The following is a 17,931-nucleotide window of genomic DNA, read 5'->3' on the forward strand; positions in this document are numbered from 1 at the left end:
TGGGAGGTATCGCATTCGGCGATACCCAAACGGCCCCTTGCGGCCGGTCTGGATGTGCGGAAAAAGCGCGGCCTGACGCCTGCGCAGCTGATATCGAGGCGCGGCCCAAGCGCAGTCGCCGCGCCTCGTTTCACGGGCTCAGCCGCTGCTTTTCAACGGCTCGTTCTCCGCCCCTGGCTGCCCTGCCCGGCCCACCAGCAACAGGTAGGCGGTCAGGGTGCCAACGCCGCAGAGAGCGATGGCCAGTGCCATGGGCCGGGCGGTGCCGTCATACAGATACCCGAGCAGGGCCGTCGACAGCGCCGCCGCCCCCATCTGGAGGAAACCCAGCAGCGCCGAGGCCGTCCCCGCCATGTGGGGAAACGGCATCAGCGCACCAGCGATGCAGGGCGCCACCAGAAGCCCCGCGCCGAACCCGGTGATCAGCTGTGGGGCGACGACCTGCAGGGGATGCTCGGCGCCGCCAAACACCAGCAGCGACATCAGGCTGCCACCAAGGATCGACAGCCCGGCGCCGGTGACGATCAGGCTATGAATACTGACCCGGCCACTCACACGCGCGCTGATCAGGTTGCCCAGGATGAACGCGCCGATGACCACCAGGTAGTAGAGGCCAAAGCGGGTGGCCGGCACGCCGTAGGCGTCGATCAGCACGAACGAGGCGCTGGAAACGAACGCGAAGTGCCCCGCGAACATGCTGCTGACCGCCAGCACATGGCCCATGAAGACGCGATTGCGCAGGGCACTCAGGTAGTTGCCGAGAATCATTCCCGGACTCAGCGACTGGCGCTGCTCCGGCTTCAGCGACTCCGGCAGCGCCATCGCGACGAACACCAGGGCCAGCAACCCGTAGAGCACCAGCGCGGCGAAGATCGCCTGCCAGCCGAACTGCAACAGCACCCCGCCAATGATCGGGCCCAGGGCCGGCGCCACCGCCAGAATGCTGCCCATCAGCGCCAATACGCGCGTGGCCTCCACATTGGAAAAGGTATCTCGCACCACCGCCCGGCCAAGCACCATTCCCGAGGCGGCCCCGAACGCCTGCAGAAAGCGAAACACCAGAAGCACGGGAATGCTCTCCGCCAGCATGCAGGCGATGCTGCCCAGGGTGAACAGCCCCAGCCCGCCCAGCAGCATCGGCCGGCGACCGAAGCGGTCGGCCAGCGGGCCGTACAGCAGCTGCGAGATGGCCAGCCCCGCCATGTAGGCGGTGAGGGTCAGCTGGATCTGGTCGGCACCTACGCCAAACACCCGCGCCATGGTGGGAAACGCCGGTGTATACAGGGCCGTGGCCAACGGCCCGATAGCCGAGATGGCAGCGAGCATGAGGGCCGTCAGGCCCGGGGTGAGGCGGATCATTGTTCTACCTTGTATGAGACGCGGCCCAGGCAATCCCGAACCGCTCGAAGAATGGAGCACTGCATGGGGACCGGCGTTCCGGCGGAACGCAAAAACCGCGGCCGGGGCCGCGGTTCGGATCAGCGCCAGGGTGCCTGGCTCAGATGGGCTGCGCAGTGACCTCCAGCATCTTCTTCACCAGTCCGATGCGATCGAAGCTATGGTCGCGCTCCATCTCCTTGTCGCCCGCCATGATGGAGCTTTCGGCAATGAACCGGCAACGCTCGAAGCGCCGGGCCATGAAACGCTGCAACCGCTCCTCGAGGGTACCTTCTCCGATGATCTCCTCGCTCAGCACCACCGCATCCTCGATGGCCATCCCGGCGCCCTGCCCCAGATGTGGCGTGGCGGCATGTACCGCGTCGCCGATCAGCACCACACGGCCTCTGAACCAGGGTTCGGCGACGAAGATCACCTCCATCGGCTTGTAGACCACCTGACGGCTGTCGGTAATCTGCTCCGCCAACTTGCCGACAAGCCCTCCGAAACCGGCCAGCCGCTCGCGCATTCTGCCGGCCAGCTCGGCCTGCTCCATGTAGGGATTGTCCGGCTCGTGGCTGGTGACATACATGTACATCAGGTCATCGGCCAGCGGCACCAGCCCGGCGTTGCCGTGCTCGCCCTGGAAATGAGCCAGGTGATCGATTTCCGCCGGCCGCGGGAAGTTGTAGCGCCACACCGCCTGGCCGGTGAAGCGCGGCGTATAGGTGTCACCGAACAACATCCCGCGCATGCGCGAGAACAGCCCATCGGCGCCGATGACCAGGTCGTAGCGGCCGGCGCTGCCGTCGGTGAACCGCACGTCGACCCCCTGCGCGTCCTGGCCCAGGCTTTCCACCGACATGCCCAGGGTCACCTTCGCTCCCAACTCCATGGCCCGCCGGCTGAGCAACTCGTGCAGCGCGAGGCGCGACATGCCGATGTTCGCCGGGTACTGGTCGCCCACCAGGCTCTTGCCGGGGATGCGTACCAGCCGGGTGCCGGTGGCGCCGTCGTAGATGCCCACGTCGGAAAACCCGAACCCGGCCTTGAGGTAATCATCGGCCAGGCCGAGCCGGGCCATCTCCCGCACCACGTTGGCCTGCTGGATGATGCCCACGCCATAAACCGTCCACTCGGACTTGAGCTCCACCAGATCGACACCGATGCCCTGGCGCCGCAACGCAATCGCCGCGCACAACCCACCGATCCCGCCACCGACCACCAGCACCTTGCTCACCTGACCCATTGCATACCTCCTGGTTGTTGTTATGAGGTCACCTTGCCGCGCCCGGCCATGGGAACCGGGACGCGCAATGGGCGTTAACCTAGAGAGGCCAAGCGACCTTGACCAATCGCAAGTGGGGATGTGATGTATCGCGGCAGGCGATAGGTTGGTGGAAGTAGCCAGAGCCGTGGAAATACCTGATGGAAATGCTAACGCCCAGTCAGAAGCCTTCCAGCACAATCTTGCCCTTTGCCTTACCGCTTTCGAGCAGTGCATGGGCACGACGAAGATTGTCGGCGCTGATGCGCCCATAGTTGTCGCCAACGGTGGTGCGCAGGACGCCCGCATCAATCTGCCGCGCAACTTCATTGAGTATGTTGTGCTGCTCCTGCATGTCCTCTGTCTCGTACAGCGAGCGGGTGTACATCAGCTCCCAGTGCAGCGACAGGCTCTTTCGCTTTAGCGGTACGACGTCCAGCGTAGCCGGATCATCGATCAGTCCCAGCCTGCCCTGGGGCTTCAGCGACTCGATGATTTGCTCGTAGTGCCGGTCGGTCTGGGTCAGGCTTGCGACATAGCTGACTTCTGGGATACCGATGCGCTTGAGCTCGTCGCTGAGCGGCTTGGTGTGGTCGATGACATGATGCGCGCCAAGCTCGGTGACCCAAGCTTGAGTCTCAGGGCGCGAAGCCGTACCAATGATGGTCAAGCCAGTGAACTGCCTCGCCAGCTGAGTCAAGATCGAACCCACCCCACCTGCAGCGCCAATGATCAACAGTGTTTCGCCTCGGTCGGAGGTATCGCGTGCAACACCGAGGCGATCAAAGAGCAACTCCCAAGCAGTCAGGGACGTCAGGGGCAGTGCCGCAGCCTGGGCGAACTCCAGCGACTGCGGCATCGATCCGACAATGCGCTCGTCTACCAGCTGCAATTCACTGTTGCTGCCTGGGCGGATCAGCGACCCGGCGTACCAGACCTTGTCACCGGGCTCGAACAGCGTTACGTCGGAACCGACCGACTTGACCACGCCGGCCGCGTCCCAGCCGAGTATGCGCGGCTGGCTTTCGTCCGCGTGCGGTACGTAGCCCTGCCGCACCTTGGTATCGACGGGATTGACCGATACGGCTTTGACTTCTACCAGCAGATCGCGCGGCCCCGGCACTGGCTCGGGTAGATCGATCTCCACGAGGGCGTCAGGGTTCTCAACAGGCAGGCATTGGAAGTGTGCAATCGCTTTCATTCGGAGCTCCTCAGGAGACGCGGTACATTTTCGTGACGGAGAATTTTTCAGCAGCGCACTCGATGACTGGTAGCGCCGCCTGGAAATTCGGAGTCGCTTCGTGCGCAGTCAGTGCCGTTTCGTCCCGCCACTGTTCGACCATATGAAAGGTTCGAGCCTGCTCGGCATCTTTGTGAAAGTCGTATTGGATACCGTCCGCTTCGGCTCGACTTGGGCCCTGTAGCCCCTGGAGCGTCTGCTGGAGTTCGGCTTCGAAGCCGGCATTCGCGACCAGCGTGGCAACCAGTGTGAGAGGGGTGGTCATCAAACCTCCTGTCTGTGTGCGATATAAGAGAATGCATTGGCTGGCACGGGTATATCGAAGATGTCCATGCCGGCCATGCGGCGATGAAGCTAAACCTGTGTTACAGCGCGACAACAATCTTGCCCACCTGGGCATTCGACTCCATATAGCGGTGAGCCTCGGCCATCTCGTCGAAGCCGAATGTACGGTCGATTACCGGTCGCAGCTGTCCGCCAGCGAGCCCTTCGTTGATGAAGTGCTTGGCCCGTTCGAGTTTTTCCTGATTCTGGGTAATTTCGAAAAGCTGATAACCGCGCAGCGTCAAATGCTTGCCGAGCAAATCCATGACCGATACCGGGATATCCCGACTGTCCAAAGCGCCGTACTGAAAGAAGATTCCATGCATGGATAGCGCCTTGAGTACCAAGGCCACGTCGGGCCCGCCCACCGGATCGAAGGCCATGCGCGCGCCCTGTCCATGGGTAATCGCCATGATTTCGGCCACCATGTCCTGTTCCTGGGTCGCAATGACTGCCGCAGCCCCGGCCTGGATCAAGGCTTCACGCTTGTCGCTGGTGCGGGTCAGCGCCACGGGGATGGCGCCTACCATGTTCGCAATCTGAATCGCGGCCAGCCCCACACTGCTCGATGCAGCACGAATCAGCACCGCCTCGCCCGCCTGCAGCCCGCCGAGTTCGATCAGAGCGCCATAGGCCGTGACAAACTTCATCCAGGCTGCCGCTGCCTCGACGAAAGAAAGCGCCTCCGGGTGCTTAACCACCGCATGCGCCGGGGCGTTGACCAACTCCCCATACAAGCCATATTCGGCAAAGGAGAAAGCTGGCACTACGCTGACGGCATCGCCAGGGGCGAAACCGACCACATCGGAACCGATTGCCGACACTGTTCCAGCCGCCTCATAGCCCAACATGGCGGGGAAGTTCGGTTCAATAACGTACTGGCCTGTGCGGTACATCACCTCGGCCCGGTTGATGCCGAGCGCCTTGACGCGAATTTGAACTTCGTTCGGGCCGGGGGCCGGCACGTCGACTTCGTCGATCTGGAGAACCTCGGGGCCACCGGTGCGATGAAAGCGTATGACGCGCGACATAGCGTAATCCTCAGCTAATTATTACGAAGGGGCCGAGCCATGGACCGCTCAGCCAGGCAGCCACCAGCGCCCATAGGCACTGGGCAGGACGATTAGCGGCCACTCAAAGGTTCCTCACGGACAGCCCCCAATTCTCTTGCGCTGGCGACGGAGCTGCCGCCTGCAATCTGATGGTCGACGCAAGAGAGGCGGCCAGCTGTCGTATGCATCGTGGGAAACTAGTCGTCCGGTTTTTTGAACGCCTTTTCCTCCCGTCAATCGAAATATCGTTGCCATATTTCGGAGTAGTCATGGTGGGTGCGGATAATGAGCAGGTATTGCTGCGCCAACGGAAGGTCATGGCCGAGTTCGGTGAGCTAGCCCTCAGATCGCAAGACTTAGATGAAATTCTGACCGAAGCGTGCCGCTTGGTCAGCGGGGCCCTGGGCACTCACCTCGCCAAGTTTCTGGAATTCAGTGAGGATCGCAAGGCGGTATTGCTTCGAAATGGCGTCGGCTGGAAGCCCGGACTAGTTGGCCATCTCTCGCTAAGCGTCGATGAGGGCACACCTGAATGGTACTCGCTGCTAAAAAATGCATCAGTAGTATCTCCGGATATTAGTACGGAAGATCGATTTTGCTACCGCAGGTTCCTCATTGATCACGGCGGCAAGGCCTTTATAAACGTTTTGGTGAAAAGCCGAGACGAGGCCATGCCCTACGGAATCTTCGAGGTCGACAGTACTGAGCCACGGGACTTTTCAGACAGCGACGTAGACTTCCTGCGCAGTTATGCCAACCTGCTAGCGGGAGCTATTTCTCGCTGCCGGGCTACAGACGCTCTGGAAGAATCTGAAAGGCAATTGCGTGAAAGCGAGAGGCACCTCCGCCGTTCTGTCGAACTCAACCCGCAGTTACCCTGGACAGCTGATCCTGAAGGGCGAGTGATATCGGTTGATGCTCGTTGGCTGGCAATTGCCGGGGCGAACCGCGACAAATGTACTGGGCATGAATGGAAAAATCTGGTTCACCCTGATGACATCGTACAAATGATGGCGGTCTGGGAAAGGTCGGTCGCGACACTTGAACCTTATGATTTTCAGGCCCGCTTTCTTAATGCCGCGGGTGAGTACATCTGGTTCAGAACCAGAGCCTTCTCTAGCCTTAACGAGCACGGCCTATGCGAGCAGTGGTACGGAACATTAGAAGATATCAGCGACCGCATTCAGCTTGAGGATGCTTTACGTGAGTGGAATGGAGAGCTAGAAGCGCGCATCCAGGACCGAACCCGGCAGTTCGAGAAATCGCAGGGTGAACACGCCGCCGCTGAAGAAAGGCTTAGACAAAGTCAAAAGATGGAAGCCGTGGGCCAGCTGACTGGCGGCATCGCGCATGACTTCAACAACATGCTCGCAAGCGTAGCCACGAGCCTCGAGCTGATGCAGCGACGAATCGATGCAGGCAAGTTCGAAAAACTGAGCCATTACGTTACGTTGGCCATGACGTCCGTAAAGCGAGCGGCCGCCCTGACGCATCGACTGTTGGCTTTTTCGCGACAGCAGACACTCGACCCAAAGCCTGTTCAAGCCAGCCAGATCATTGCTGGGATGGAAGACCTGATCCGCCGTACGGTAGGGCCAAGCACCATTGTCGAAACCAAGCTCAGGGCTAACGACACGATTCTCTGTGATCCCAATCAATTTGAGAACGCTCTGCTCAATCTCGCCATCAATGCGCGGGACGCCATGCCAGCGGGTGGTTCCCTCAATATCGAAACACGGCGGCATAGCATTCAAGGCGACGTCGCAACAGAGCGAGATCTTCCCCCCGGTGAATACATCGGTGTTTCAGTGACAGATACCGGAATCGGGATGACTCCAGAAGTACTCGCCCGTGCGTTCGATCCTTTCTTCACAACGAAGAAAAGCGGAGAGGGAACGGGCCTAGGCCTATCCATGATCTATGGTTTTACTCAGCAATCAGGAGGCCAGGCGCGCATACATAGTCAACCGGGCATGGGCACCACTGTCACGTTGTATTTTCGCTGGCACGAGCAAGAAGCCCTTCAGAGCGAGATACAAGCGACTGGTACCGTAAGGCTTCCCGGTGCAGCCAATAACGAAACCATACTCTTCGTCGACGACGAGGTAACGGTGCGCCAGGTGGCGTGCGAAGTCCTTCGCGAACTCGGCTATCGAGTCGTGGAAGCTGTTGACAGCAAATCAGCACTTTCGCAATCCCAGAAGCTAGAGAATGTTGATCTATTGATTGCTGACATCGGCTTGCCAGGTCATATAAACGGTATCGGCCTGGCGGAAATGGTTCAAAAAAGCCACCCGAAGCTGAAGGTGCTTTTCATTACTGGTTTTGCCTCAAGTCCTATTTTAGAACAAGCGAATCAGCGACCTGATGCCGAGCTGCTTGCAAAACCCTTCACGCTGGAAGAGCTGACCATTGAGATACGCAACTTGCTAGATCGCCAAAATGATTGATTCGAGGTGACGCAGCGTATCGTTTCGGTTGTATGGGCTTGCCAGCCCCAGCCCGAGACCCTGCCGCCCGCCCCGCCACAACCGCCAGCCCCCGCTCTACCCACCCCCCAACGCCCGCCCGATCAACCGCCCTACATCCCCGTCATCCCTGAACCCCAACTCCCGAGCGGCGCACGCTTCCAGCGGCGGATACCGGCCGAAGGCCGCTTCGAGCCCTTCGTCCGGTGCGTAGCTCACCCGTGCGCGGCGGTCGTCGCCGAAGCGTTGGCAGAGGCCGTCGATCAGCCCGGCCATGCTCAGCCGCAGCACTGGCAGGGCCAGGCTGCGCCGGGCGCTCAAGGCTTCGGCGGGCAAGGTGGCGGCGTGGAGCAGGTTGTCCACGCAGCAGCCCACCGACATCCACCAGGCCGTGGCCTCGGGTGAGACCGGGCAGACGAAGGCTTCGCCGGCGCGCAGTTTCCAGAATACGTCGCTCATGAACGCCGACAGCAGTCCCGATGGCTGCGGTGGCCGGGCGACGATGCCGGGCAGGCGCAGGCTGCAACCTTCCACCCAGCCCCGGCGGCTGTAGTCGTCGATGAGGGTTTCGCCCACCAGCTTCTGCGCCGCATAGCTGAGCCGCGGACGCGGCGGCGTGTCGTCGGTCACCCGTGCCGGCATCGACGCGCCGTATACGGCGATGGTGCTGGCGAACACCAGTCGGGCGGGCTTTTCCTGCTGCCGCAGCAGTTCGAGGATCTGCTCGGTGGCGGCGAGGTTCACTTGCCGCCCGAGGTCGAAGTTTCGCTCGGCCATGCCGCCGGGGATGCTGGCCAGGTGGAACACCACTTCCAGCGGCGCCTGGCCGAAGGTGTCGGCGAGCAGGGCCGGATCGGCGATGCTGCCGGGGACCTGCCGCACCCGCGGGTCACGCGCCGGCTCGGCAAAGGCCATGTCCATCAGCACAAGTTCGCTGAACCGACGGCCCGCGACGGCGCCCTCCTCCAGCAGCCGGCGCACCAGATGGCTGCCAACGAACCCGTTGGCGCCGGTTACGAGCACGCGCATGGGCTACTCCTCGCTCGATACGTAACGGTTGTCGACAGCGCCGAACAGGCTCGTGCCGTCGCTGCCCAGCATTTCGAAACGCAGCCGTTCGCCAAAGCGGATGAAGGGCGTGTACGCCTCGCCGTGTTCGAGCATTTCCAGCGCCCGGCGCTCGGCCAGGCAGCTCGATCCGACGGTCTTGTGGTCGCGATTGGAGAAGGTCCCGGTGCCGAGCATGGTGCCGGCGCCGAGGTTGCGGTTGTAGGCCAGATGGCTCAGCAGCTGGCCAAAGCTGAAGTCCATCTCGCGACCGTTGGGATGGCCGAACCATTCGCCGTTGCGCGTCACCTTCAGGTCCAGCGCGACCCGTCCGTTCTGCCAGGCGTCCCCCAGTTCGTCCGGAGTGACGGCCACCGGGGCGAACACGGTGGCCGGCTTGGCCTGGATGAAGCCGAAGCCCATGGCCATCTCCCGCGGCAGATGCCCGCGCATCGAGACATCGTTGAACAGCGCCAGCAGGCGGATGCTCGCTTCGCAGCGCGCAGGGTCGGCACCCATGGGGATCGGTCCGGTGATGGCGGCCACCTCCCCCTCGAAGTCGCAACCGTCCGCCTCGCTGGGAAAGGCGTAGTCGTCGCAGGGGCCGCGGAAATCGTCGCCCTGGCGCTGGATCAGGATCGGCACGCCAGCCGGCACCTTTACCGTCAGGTTGAAGGCGCGCTCCATGATGCTGCCGTGGTTGAGAAAGGCCGAGGCGTCGACGAACTGGTAGGCCCGTGGCAGCGGCGCCATGGCCTGGGCCGGATCGAAGGCGAAGGCGCCAGGCACATCGCCGGCGTTGAGGGCGTCGTACAGCGATTGCAGGCGCGGGGCGCAGGTGTCCCAGGCTTCCAGGGCCTGTTGCAGGGTACTGGCAATGTCCTCGGTGGAGGCTGCCTGCTCCAGGTTGCGGGAGACCACCACCAGGCGGCCGTCAGGGCTGCCGTCTTTGAGCGTCGCAAGTTTCATGGTTGTTCCTTGTTCTTGTTGTCGGGGTTACCAGTGGATCAGCGGCTGGCCGGCCACGGGCGAGCGGAAGCTGGGAATGCGGTTGCCCAGAAGGCTGCCGAGGTACACGGTCTTAAGGTCCGGCCCGCCAAAGGTGATGCTGGCCATCCAGGGCGCGAGCGGGCCGCGGGCGGCCTGCATGGTGGCGGGCGTCAGGGTGCCGGCATCGCGTTGGCGATAGAGCTCGGCAGTGGCCTCGGGGTTGCTGTCGTCGAGCAAGGTCAGCACCTCCCCCTCGGGGGTGATGGCAATGAGCTTGTCGGTCATGATCAGGGTCACCCAGAGGTTGCCGTGGCTGTCGAAGGCAAAGCCGTCGGGGAAGCCTTCGAGCTTGTCCGGGCCGTAGATTTCACGATCGCTCAGGGTCGCGTCGGGGCCCACGCGCAGACGGGAGATGCAGCGGGCATTGCTCTCCACCACGTAGAGCCATTGCTCGCGCTCGTCGAAGCGGATCTCGTTGGTGCCGCGAAAACCCTCGGCGACCACGCGAATGCCCTTCTCATCGATCACGCCGATGTAACCGTCGGCCACGTCGGCGTTGATCGAGTCGGTCCAGGGCTGCATCTGGGTGGTCACGGTGAACCAGATCCGCCCCTTCGAATCGAGCAGCGGGAAGTTGGTCTTGCCGAAGGGCTTGCCGTGCAGGTCGGCAAAGAGCACCGTCAGCTCGCCCGCCCGGCTCAGCCGCTCGATGCGGTCCAGGCCCCAGTTGCAGATGATGAAGTCGCCCTCGGGCGTCAGCGCCAGGCCGTTGGGCAGCGAGGCGTTCTGCGATTGCACGAAGCGCTGCTCGAAATCGGCCTCGCCGACGCTTGCCTCGGCCGGCGCCAGCAGTTGCTGGCCGCCGTCGGGATCGATGCGTATCACGCCGCCACGGGCATCAGCGGTCCAGAGGGTGCCGTCGCGCTGGGCGACGATGCATTCGGGGCGTTGCAGGTCGTTGCCGACGAAGCGGATGGCGTCTCGATCGACCTGCCAGCCGCGCAGGGGGTTGTCACGCATGGGCATACCTCGGCCGTTTTCCGGCCCTTGTTATTGTGAATTCACGGCACTGCCCCGACGGCGGCTCAGGTCTCCAGCCAGATGCGCCCTTCGCCGTCCACCAGACAGGCCAGTTCGGTCAGCGACTGGCCAAGACAGGGCCCACTCACGCACAGGCCGTTCTCCGGCAGGAAACGGGCGCCGTGGGCGAAGCAGACGATGTACTCGCCGCCCGGTGTCATGAAGCGGTCCTTGCGGTACTGCATGGGCACGTTCAGGTGCGGGCAATCGTTGCGGTATACCTTCGGCCTCCCGTCCAACAGCAGTGCCAGCACCGTGTCGCGGCCCCGGTCGAACGGGTCGAAGCCACGGGCGGCACGGTCCTGCAGGTCCTGCACATCGCAGAGAAAGGTCAGCGGAGCAACTTGATTCATAAGCGCAGTCATACGGCACTCAACGCAATCAGGGTCGCGCCGGAGCGGGGCATTTGACCAATCGCTTGTTCCGATGCGAGGTATCGCAGGAGCTGATAGCTGGTTGTGGCGGCAGAGAGGATGAAGCCCCTCCCCGCCACGGCGTTCGTCACAGATCCAGCACCAGCCGGGCGCTCTTCGCCCGTGAGCAGCACGGCGTGAACTGATCGTTGGCGGCCTGCTCGGCTTCAGTCATGAACAGGTCGCGGTGATCAGGCTCGCCTTCCAGCACGCGCGTCAGGCAGGTACCGCAAATGCCCTGCTCGCAGGACAGCGGCACGATGACGCCCGCCTCTCCCAGCACCTGGGCGACACTCCGGTCGGCAAGCACCTGGAACACCTGTCCGCTGCTGGCGAGCTGGACTTCGAAGCTGTCATTGCTCTCCTGGGCAACGGGCGCCGCGCCGAAATATTCCCGATGCAGATTGGCCTCCTGCCAGCCCTGCGCCCTCGCGGTGCCCAGAACATGCTCCATGAAGCCGCCGGGGCCGCAGACGTACAGATGCGCACCCTCTGCCGGCGAGGCCAGGACTGTCGGCGCATCCAGCGGCTGCCCGTCCCTGCCGTCATCGAAGTGATAATGCACCCGCTCACCAAACGAGGACTGGCGTATCCGCTCGACAAAGGCCGCCCGCTCGGCGGAGCGCGCGCAATAGTGGAGCTCGAAGTCGGCGCCCGTGTGCGCCAGGCGCTCGGCCATGCACAGGATCGGTGTAATGCCGATGCCACCGGCGAACAGCAGACTGCGCTTGGCCTCGTGCGCCAGAGGAAACAGGTTGCGCGGCTCGCTTATCTGCAGCACCGAGCCCTCGGTCAGAGCATGCATCGCCTGTGAGCCGCCACGCGAGGCCGGATCCTTCAGCACGGCGATCTGGTAGCGGTGGGACTCCTCGGGGTGATTGCACAGCGAATACTGACGAACCACGCCATCGGGCAGGTGTACATCGATATGCGCCCCGGCGCTGAAAGCCGGCAGCGGCTCGCCATCAGGGCGCACCAGCTCGAACGCGAGGATGTCCAGCGCTTCCTGCCGGCGCGAGGCGACCTGGACCCTGATCATGCCTCACCCCCGCCAACGATCCTGACGGGGGTTACCGCAGTCGCCTGCTCCTCGGCGATGAGCCGGTCGAGGATCTTGCGCGCCTGCACGCCGCCGGCATCGATGTTCAACTTGAGCAGGTTGCGCTCGGGATAGGCCAGCAGGTTGCGCTGCTGGCGCTCGAGCATTTCGAGATCCTCGGAGAATATCCTGCCCTGGCCCTCGCGGATCGTCTCGGTCAGGGCCTGGTCCTGTGGGTTGAAGTGGCGCGCCATGCCCCAGAAGTACCAGATGGAGGTCTCGGTCTCGGGAGTTATGAAGTCGACCACGATGCTCGACGCCTTGTGTTTCGGGTCGGCGTCGTAGCCACCGTGACCGGCATGCGCCACGCCCACCTCGATCAGTACGTGGCTCGGCGGGGTGAAGCGGCAGATCTGCCAGCGGTCCACCGGCACGTCGTCGGCCAGGTTGTTGCCGCGCAGGGCCATTTGCCAGAACGGTGGGGGCATGATGTTTTCCATATGCCGGGCGGTGGTGACGGTAACGCCGTCCACTGTGGTCCTGGGCGCAGCCTCGTCGATCTCCTTCTGGCCGATACTCGAGGCATGCACGTAGGTCTCATGGGTCAGATCCATGAGGTTGTCGATCATCAGCCGGTAGTCGCAGTTGATGTGGAACAGGCCGCCGCCGTAGGCCCAGTCGGGATGCTCGGCCCACTCCAGGTGGTGAATGCCGGCCGGGTCGGCCCTTTGCTGATCACCGGGCCACACCCAGATGAAGCCGTGGCGCTCCTCGACCGCGTAAGCCTTGTTGCAGGGGAAGCCACGCACACGCTGGCCGGGCATGGAGACGGTCTTGCCGTCACAGCCCATGACCAGGCCGTGATAGCCGCAGACCAGATTGCCGTCCTCGACATAGCCCAGCGACAGCGGCGCGCCACGGTGGGGGCAGAAATCTTCGACGGCGGCGACCCGCCCTTCAGCGCCACGATAGAAGACGATCCGTTCGCCGCAGATCATCCGACCCAGGGGTTTCTCGGCGATCTCGTCGGGGGTGCAGGCAACATACCAGGCATTCTTGGGGAACATCGCGGCCTCCTGTGGGGCGTTTTTGTATTTATTGGATCCAATGAAATACCTGGCGAGGCATGCCGTCAACGGGCCAAACGCATTTTTCGAAACCAGCGGGACGCGGGGATAGACGTAGAATGGGGCTTTGTCCTGCAGCAGACCCCACGCCATGAGCAAACCCGGCCAGCATGTCCTGATCACCCTGCGCAAGATGATCGCCTCGGGCGAACTCCCCGCCGGGGAGCGCCTCGCCGAGATCCCGACCGCCGAGGCGCTGGGCGTCTCGCGCACGCCGGTACGCATCGCCTTTCGCACGCTCGAGCAGGAAGGCCTGCTCAGCAAGGCCGGCGCCCGAGGCTATGTGGTGCGCGCTGTCAGTGCCGACGAAATCGCCGGTGCGGTGGAGATCCGCGGCGTGCTGGAAGGACTGGCGGCACGTCAGGCGGCCGAGCGCGGCCTGTCCTCGGCCACGCGCGCCGCGCTGCAGGAGTGCCTGGATCAGGGCGACGCGCTGTTCGCCAAGGGCTATGTGACCGAAGAGGACCTGGAGGTCTATCACGACCTCAACCTGCGCTTTCACCAGCTTCTGCTGGCGGCCAGCGGCAATCCGGCGATCGCCGAGACCCTGGCCAGGCATGCGGCGCTGCCGTTCGCCTCGGTCAGTGCGCTGGCGGTGAACCTCAACGACCTGGCCCGCGAATACCGCCGCTTCAATTTTGCGCACATGCAGCACCACACCGTGGTCGACGCCCTGGTACACGGCCAGGGCGCACGCGCCGAATCGATCATGCGCGAGCACGCCAATGTCACCCTGCGCTACCGGGAAATGCTCAGCGACACCGGGAGCGATGTGACCATCCTGCGGAAGTGAAGCGGTCGTTACCGGAGGGGCGTTGTGCTTTCGCCCCTGGATAATTGGATCCAAATGCTGGGCGAAAGGACGCGGACCGACGGCTCGAACACCCGGTCTACCGGCAGATGCCGGCCGCGGCCTGCTCGGCGAGCACTTCGGCCATTGCCCGGGCCGCGCGGGACAGCGGACGCGCCCCGTGCCGAATCAGCCCCACCCGACGCTCGATGCGAGGCCCCTCCAGCGCCAGCACGGCGGCGCCTTGCTCCGTCATGGGCGCCGTACAGAGCGCCGGAACGATGCTGACGCCGAGTCCGCTGGCCACCATACGGCCCACGGTGACCAGCTGATGACACTCGAAGGCGACAGGCGTGGCCAGCCCCTCCCGCGCCAGTTCGCGCTCGATCAGCAGGCGTACCGCGGAGGGGCGCTGCAGGGTGATGAAGGGCTCGGCGAGCAGTTCGCGGCCGCTGATCCGGGAGCGCGCCGCCAGCGGTGACTCGCCCGGCACGACCGCGACGAAGCGGTCGAGAAACAGCGGCTCGAACTGCAGGCCCTCCTCCGCTTCCGGCTCAAAGCCGATGCCCAGCTCCACCCGATGGTCGCGCACCATTTCCTGGACCTGCTCGTTGACCACGTCATGCACTGCCACGTTGACCCGCGGATGGCGCTCGCGAAACACCCGCAGCGCCGCCGGCAGACAGTTGCCGGCGAAGGACGGCATGGCCGCCAGCAGCACCTTGCCCATCTGCAGGGAGAAATGCTGGCTGAGCAGCTCCTCGGTATTGTCCCAGTCCGCCAGCAGCCGCCGCGCCAGCGGCACCAGCAATTCACCTTCCGGCGTCAGCCGCACGCTGCGGGTGGTGCGCGTCAGCAGCGGCCCGCCGAGGGACTGCTCAAGCCCCTTGATCGACAGGCTCAGCGCCGGCTGGGAAAGATGCACGCGGTTCGCCGCCTCGGCGAAGCTCAGGGTGTCGGCGAGCGCAAGGAAGGCACGGAGCTGGCGAACATTCATAAGATATCCAAATCAATCGATGGCAAATTCAAAATTAACAAATAAGCCTGCTGCTGCGAAGCTGACATCAGGTGCAGATGCACTGCCTGATCAACACGCACAAGAGGCCGAGCCAATGGCAGGACTGGATAAGCGAGTCGCCTCCTACGAGGAGGCGCTGGAAGGACTGAGCGACAACATGACCGTACTGGCCGGAGGCTTCGGCTTGTGCGGCATCCCGGAAAACCTCATCGCGGAAATCCGCCGACGCGGGGTCAAGGGGCTCACGGTCGTCTCCAACAACTGCGGCGTGGATGGCTTCGGCCTTGGCGTGCTGCTCGAGGAGAGGCAGATCAGCCGGATGATCGCCTCCTATGTTGGCGAGAATGCACTGTTCGAGCGCCAGTTGCTCGACGGCGAGCTTGAAGTGGAACTGACGCCCCAGGGCACCCTCGCCGAGCGGATGCGCGCTGCCGGTGCCGGCATCCCCGCTTTCTACACCGCGACCGGCTACGGCACGCCGGTGGCCGAAGGCAAGGAGGTCCGCGAATTCAACGGACGGCATTACATCCTCGAGCAGGCGCTGCCCGGCGACTTTGCCATCGTCAAAGGCTGGAAGGCCGACCGTTTCGGCAACGTGATCTACCGCCACACCGCGCAGAACTTCAATCCGCTGGCGGCCATGGCCGGGCGCATCACCGTGGTGGAAGTGGAAGAGATCGTCGAGCCCGGCGAACTCGAACCGAGCCAGATCCACACCCCGGGTATCTACGTGGACCGAATCATCCAGGGCACCTTCGAGAAGCGCATCGAAAAGCGCACCTTGCGCGGCTGAGAACAGGAGGCACGAACATGGCACTGACCCGTGAACAAATGGCCCAGCGCGTTGCGCAGGAGCTGCAGGACGGCTACTACGTGAACCTCGGGATCGGCATCCCCACGCTGGTAGCCAACTACGTGCCCGAGGGCATCGACGTGATGCTGCAGTCGGAGAATGGCCTGCTCGGCATGGGCGAGTTTCCCACCGAGGCCGAGCTGGACGCCGACATGATCAACGCCGGCAAACAGACCGTCACCGCCCGCCCCGGCGCCTCCATCTTCGATTCGGCCGAATCCTTCGCCATGATCCGCGGCGGTCACGTCGACCTCACGGTGCTCGGCGCCTTCGAGGTGGACGTTGAAGGCAACATTGCCTCCTGGATGATCCCCGGCAAGCTGGTCAAGGGCATGGGCGGGGCGATGGATCTGGTCGCCGGGGCGGAAAACATCATTGCGCTGATGACCCACGCCTCCCGCGACGGCGAGTCCAAACTGCTGCCGCGCTGCACCCTGCCCCTGACCGGCGCCGGCTGCATCCGCCGCGTACTCACCGACCTGGCCTACCTGGAAATCGAAAACGGCGCCTTCGTGTTGAAGGAGCGCGCCCCGGGCGTCAGCATCGAGGAAATCGTCGCCAGGACCGCTGGCGAGCTGGTCGTGCCGGAGCATGTTCCGGAAATGCGCTTCGTCTGATGCCAACCCGGCCAGCCGCCCGTGGCTGGCCATGGAGAACACCGATGCAAGAAGTCGTTATCGTCGCTGCCACCCGCACCGCCATCGGCAGCTTTCAGGGCGCCCTGGCCGGGCTGCCCGCCGCGGAGCTGGGAGCGCTGGTCATTCGCGCGCTGCTCGAACGCAGCGGCCTGGATCCGGCCGAAGTGGATGAGGTCATCCTCGGCCAGGTGCTCACCGCCGGTGCCGGACAGAACCCGGCCCGCCAGGCTGCCATCCGTGCCGGCCTGCCCCATGCCGTGCCGGCCATGACCCTGAACAAGGTCTGCGGCTCCGGCCTCAAGGCGGTTCACCTGGCCGCCCAGGCGATCCGCTGCGGCGACGCCGAAGCCATCATCGCCGGTGGCCAGGAGAACATGAGCCTCGCCCCCTATGTGATGCCGGGCGCCCGCACCGGCCTGCGCATGGGCCATGCGCCGATGATCGACAGCATGATCAGCGATGGGCTGTGGGATGCCTTCCACGACTATCACATGGGCACTACCGCGGAGAATCTGGCCGAGAAGTACGGCATCAGCCGCGAAGCCCAGGACGCCTTTGCCGCCGCCTCCCAGCAGAAGGCCGCTGCCGCCATCGAGGCCGGCCGCTTCCGCGACGAGATCACCCCGGTGCCGGTGCCCCAGCGCAAGGGCGATCCGCTGCTGTTCGACACCGACGAACAGCCCCGCCCCGGTACCAGCGCCGACGCCCTGGCCAAGCTGCGCCCGGCCTTCAGCAAGACCGGCAGCGTCACCGCCGGCAACGCCTCCAGCCTCAACGACGGCGCCGCCGCGGTGCTTCTGATGAGCGCGGAAAAGGCCAGGCGTCTCGGTCTCCCGGTACTGGCCCGCATCAAGGCCTACGCCAGCGCCGGGGTGGACCCGTCGGTCATGGGCATCGGCCCGGTCCATGCCACCCGCCGCTGCCTGGACAAGGCCGGCTGGACGCTGGACGAACTGGACCTGATCGAAGCCAACGAAGCTTTTGCCGTGCAGGCGCTGTCGGTGGGCCAGGAGCTGGGCTGGGATACGGCGAAGGTCAACGTCAACGGCGGCGCCATCGCCCTCGGCCACCCCATCGGCGCCTCCGGCTGCCGCGTGCTGGTGACCCTGCTGCACGAGATGATCCGTCGGGACGCGAAAAAGGGTCTGGCGACACTGTGCATCGGCGGTGGCCAAGGCGTGGCGTTGGCGGTCGAGCGGGAGTGAGGC

The 17,931-nt window shown here is 63.9% G+C and carries 17 protein-coding genes; 5 read left to right on the forward strand and 12 right to left on the reverse strand.

Annotation, left to right across the window (positions count from 1 at the left end):
• Window positions 1–138 precede the first annotated feature (138 nt).
• The 5 genes from ACFOMF_RS05645 to ACFOMF_RS05665 all read right to left on the reverse strand — a co-directional run bounded on the left by ACFOMF_RS05645 (window position 139) and on the right by ACFOMF_RS05665 (window position 5,239).
• Window positions 139–1,359 carry a multidrug effflux MFS transporter gene (locus tag ACFOMF_RS05645; RefSeq protein ID WP_386362101.1) on the reverse strand — a complete coding sequence of 407 codons (1,221 nt, stop codon included), beginning with the start codon at window positions 1,357–1,359 and terminating at the stop codon, window positions 139–141.
• Window positions 1,360–1,498: 139 nt separating this feature from the next.
• Entirely contained in the window at window positions 1,499–2,626 is a 1,128-nt protein-coding gene (locus ACFOMF_RS05650) for an FAD-dependent oxidoreductase (protein WP_386362103.1), read from the reverse strand.
• Between the two features lie 199 nt (window positions 2,627–2,825).
• Window positions 2,826–3,845, reverse strand: coding sequence for a zinc-binding alcohol dehydrogenase family protein (locus tag ACFOMF_RS05655; RefSeq protein ID WP_386362106.1), 1,020 nt, complete (start codon window positions 3,843–3,845; stop codon window positions 2,826–2,828).
• 10 nt (window positions 3,846–3,855) lie between these two features.
• Entirely contained in the window at window positions 3,856–4,149 is a 294-nt protein-coding gene (locus ACFOMF_RS05660) for a putative quinol monooxygenase (protein WP_386362109.1), read from the reverse strand.
• A 100-nt stretch (window positions 4,150–4,249) separates the two neighbouring features.
• Window positions 4,250–5,239: a zinc-dependent alcohol dehydrogenase family protein gene (locus ACFOMF_RS05665; RefSeq protein ID WP_386362111.1), complete on the reverse strand. Its 990-nt coding sequence runs from the start codon at window positions 5,237–5,239 to the stop codon at window positions 4,250–4,252.
• A gap of 290 nt (window positions 5,240–5,529) precedes the next feature.
• Here ACFOMF_RS05665 and ACFOMF_RS05670 point away from each other — a divergent pair, with 290 nt between their 5' ends.
• Window positions 5,530–7,710: an ATP-binding protein gene (locus ACFOMF_RS05670; protein ID WP_386362114.1), complete on the forward strand. Its 2,181-nt coding sequence runs from the start codon at window positions 5,530–5,532 to the stop codon at window positions 7,708–7,710.
• 96 nt (window positions 7,711–7,806) lie between these two features.
• Here the strand turns inward: ACFOMF_RS05670 and ACFOMF_RS05675 are convergent, their stop codons facing one another.
• The 6 genes from ACFOMF_RS05675 to ACFOMF_RS05700 form a co-directional block, all read right to left on the reverse strand.
• Window positions 7,807–8,757, reverse strand: coding sequence for an NAD-dependent epimerase/dehydratase family protein (locus ACFOMF_RS05675; RefSeq protein ID WP_386362118.1), 951 nt, complete (start codon window positions 8,755–8,757; stop codon window positions 7,807–7,809).
• Window positions 8,758–8,760: 3 nt separating this feature from the next.
• Window positions 8,761–9,744, reverse strand: a complete 984-nt coding sequence (locus tag ACFOMF_RS05680) for a fumarylacetoacetate hydrolase family protein (protein WP_386362120.1) — start codon at window positions 9,742–9,744, stop codon at window positions 8,761–8,763.
• A 27-nt stretch (window positions 9,745–9,771) separates the two neighbouring features.
• Window positions 9,772–10,785: an SMP-30/gluconolactonase/LRE family protein gene (locus tag ACFOMF_RS05685; RefSeq protein ID WP_386362124.1), complete on the reverse strand. Its 1,014-nt coding sequence runs from the start codon at window positions 10,783–10,785 to the stop codon at window positions 9,772–9,774.
• Window positions 10,786–10,850: 65 nt separating this feature from the next.
• Window positions 10,851–11,198: a Rieske (2Fe-2S) protein gene (locus tag ACFOMF_RS05690; protein ID WP_386362127.1), complete on the reverse strand. Its 348-nt coding sequence runs from the start codon at window positions 11,196–11,198 to the stop codon at window positions 10,851–10,853.
• 148 nt (window positions 11,199–11,346) lie between these two features.
• Window positions 11,347–12,297 carry a PDR/VanB family oxidoreductase gene (locus ACFOMF_RS05695; RefSeq protein WP_386362130.1) on the reverse strand — a complete coding sequence of 317 codons (951 nt, stop codon included), beginning with the start codon at window positions 12,295–12,297 and terminating at the stop codon, window positions 11,347–11,349.
• Window positions 12,294–13,364 (reverse strand): Rieske 2Fe-2S domain-containing protein, encoded by a 1,071-nt coding sequence (locus ACFOMF_RS05700; protein ID WP_386362132.1) that lies wholly within the window; start codon window positions 13,362–13,364, stop codon window positions 12,294–12,296. The genes ACFOMF_RS05695 and ACFOMF_RS05700 overlap by 4 nt, the downstream gene beginning before the upstream one ends.
• Window positions 13,365–13,515: 151 nt before the next feature.
• Between ACFOMF_RS05700 and ACFOMF_RS05705 the strand changes: the two genes are divergently transcribed.
• The gene (locus tag ACFOMF_RS05705; RefSeq protein ID WP_386362135.1) at window positions 13,516–14,217 is read left to right on the forward strand and encodes a GntR family transcriptional regulator; all 702 of its coding nucleotides are present in this window, start codon (window positions 13,516–13,518) and stop codon (window positions 14,215–14,217) included.
• Window positions 14,218–14,314: 97 nt separating this feature from the next.
• On the opposite strand, the gene ACFOMF_RS05710 is transcribed toward ACFOMF_RS05705, so the two are convergent.
• Window positions 14,315–15,211, reverse strand: a complete 897-nt coding sequence (locus tag ACFOMF_RS05710) for a LysR family transcriptional regulator (RefSeq protein ID WP_386362138.1) — start codon at window positions 15,209–15,211, stop codon at window positions 14,315–14,317.
• 115 nt (window positions 15,212–15,326) lie between these two features.
• Here ACFOMF_RS05710 and ACFOMF_RS05715 point away from each other — a divergent pair, with 115 nt between their 5' ends.
• The 3 genes from ACFOMF_RS05715 to ACFOMF_RS05725 are packed head-to-tail and all read left to right on the forward strand — an operon-like array spanning window position 15,327 to window position 17,928.
• Window positions 15,327–16,025: a CoA transferase subunit A gene (locus ACFOMF_RS05715; protein ID WP_386362140.1), complete on the forward strand. Its 699-nt coding sequence runs from the start codon at window positions 15,327–15,329 to the stop codon at window positions 16,023–16,025.
• A 17-nt stretch (window positions 16,026–16,042) separates the two neighbouring features.
• Window positions 16,043–16,702 (forward strand): CoA transferase subunit B, encoded by a 660-nt coding sequence (locus tag ACFOMF_RS05720; protein WP_386362143.1) that lies wholly within the window; start codon window positions 16,043–16,045, stop codon window positions 16,700–16,702.
• Between the two features lie 44 nt (window positions 16,703–16,746).
• Window positions 16,747–17,928 carry an acetyl-CoA C-acetyltransferase gene (locus tag ACFOMF_RS05725; RefSeq protein ID WP_386362146.1) on the forward strand — a complete coding sequence of 394 codons (1,182 nt, stop codon included), beginning with the start codon at window positions 16,747–16,749 and terminating at the stop codon, window positions 17,926–17,928.
• Window positions 17,929–17,931 lie beyond the last annotated feature (3 nt).

It is taken from the genome of Stutzerimonas tarimensis, assembly GCF_042648805.1.
Taxonomy (GTDB): domain Bacteria; phylum Pseudomonadota; class Gammaproteobacteria; order Pseudomonadales; family Pseudomonadaceae; genus Azomonas; species Azomonas tarimensis.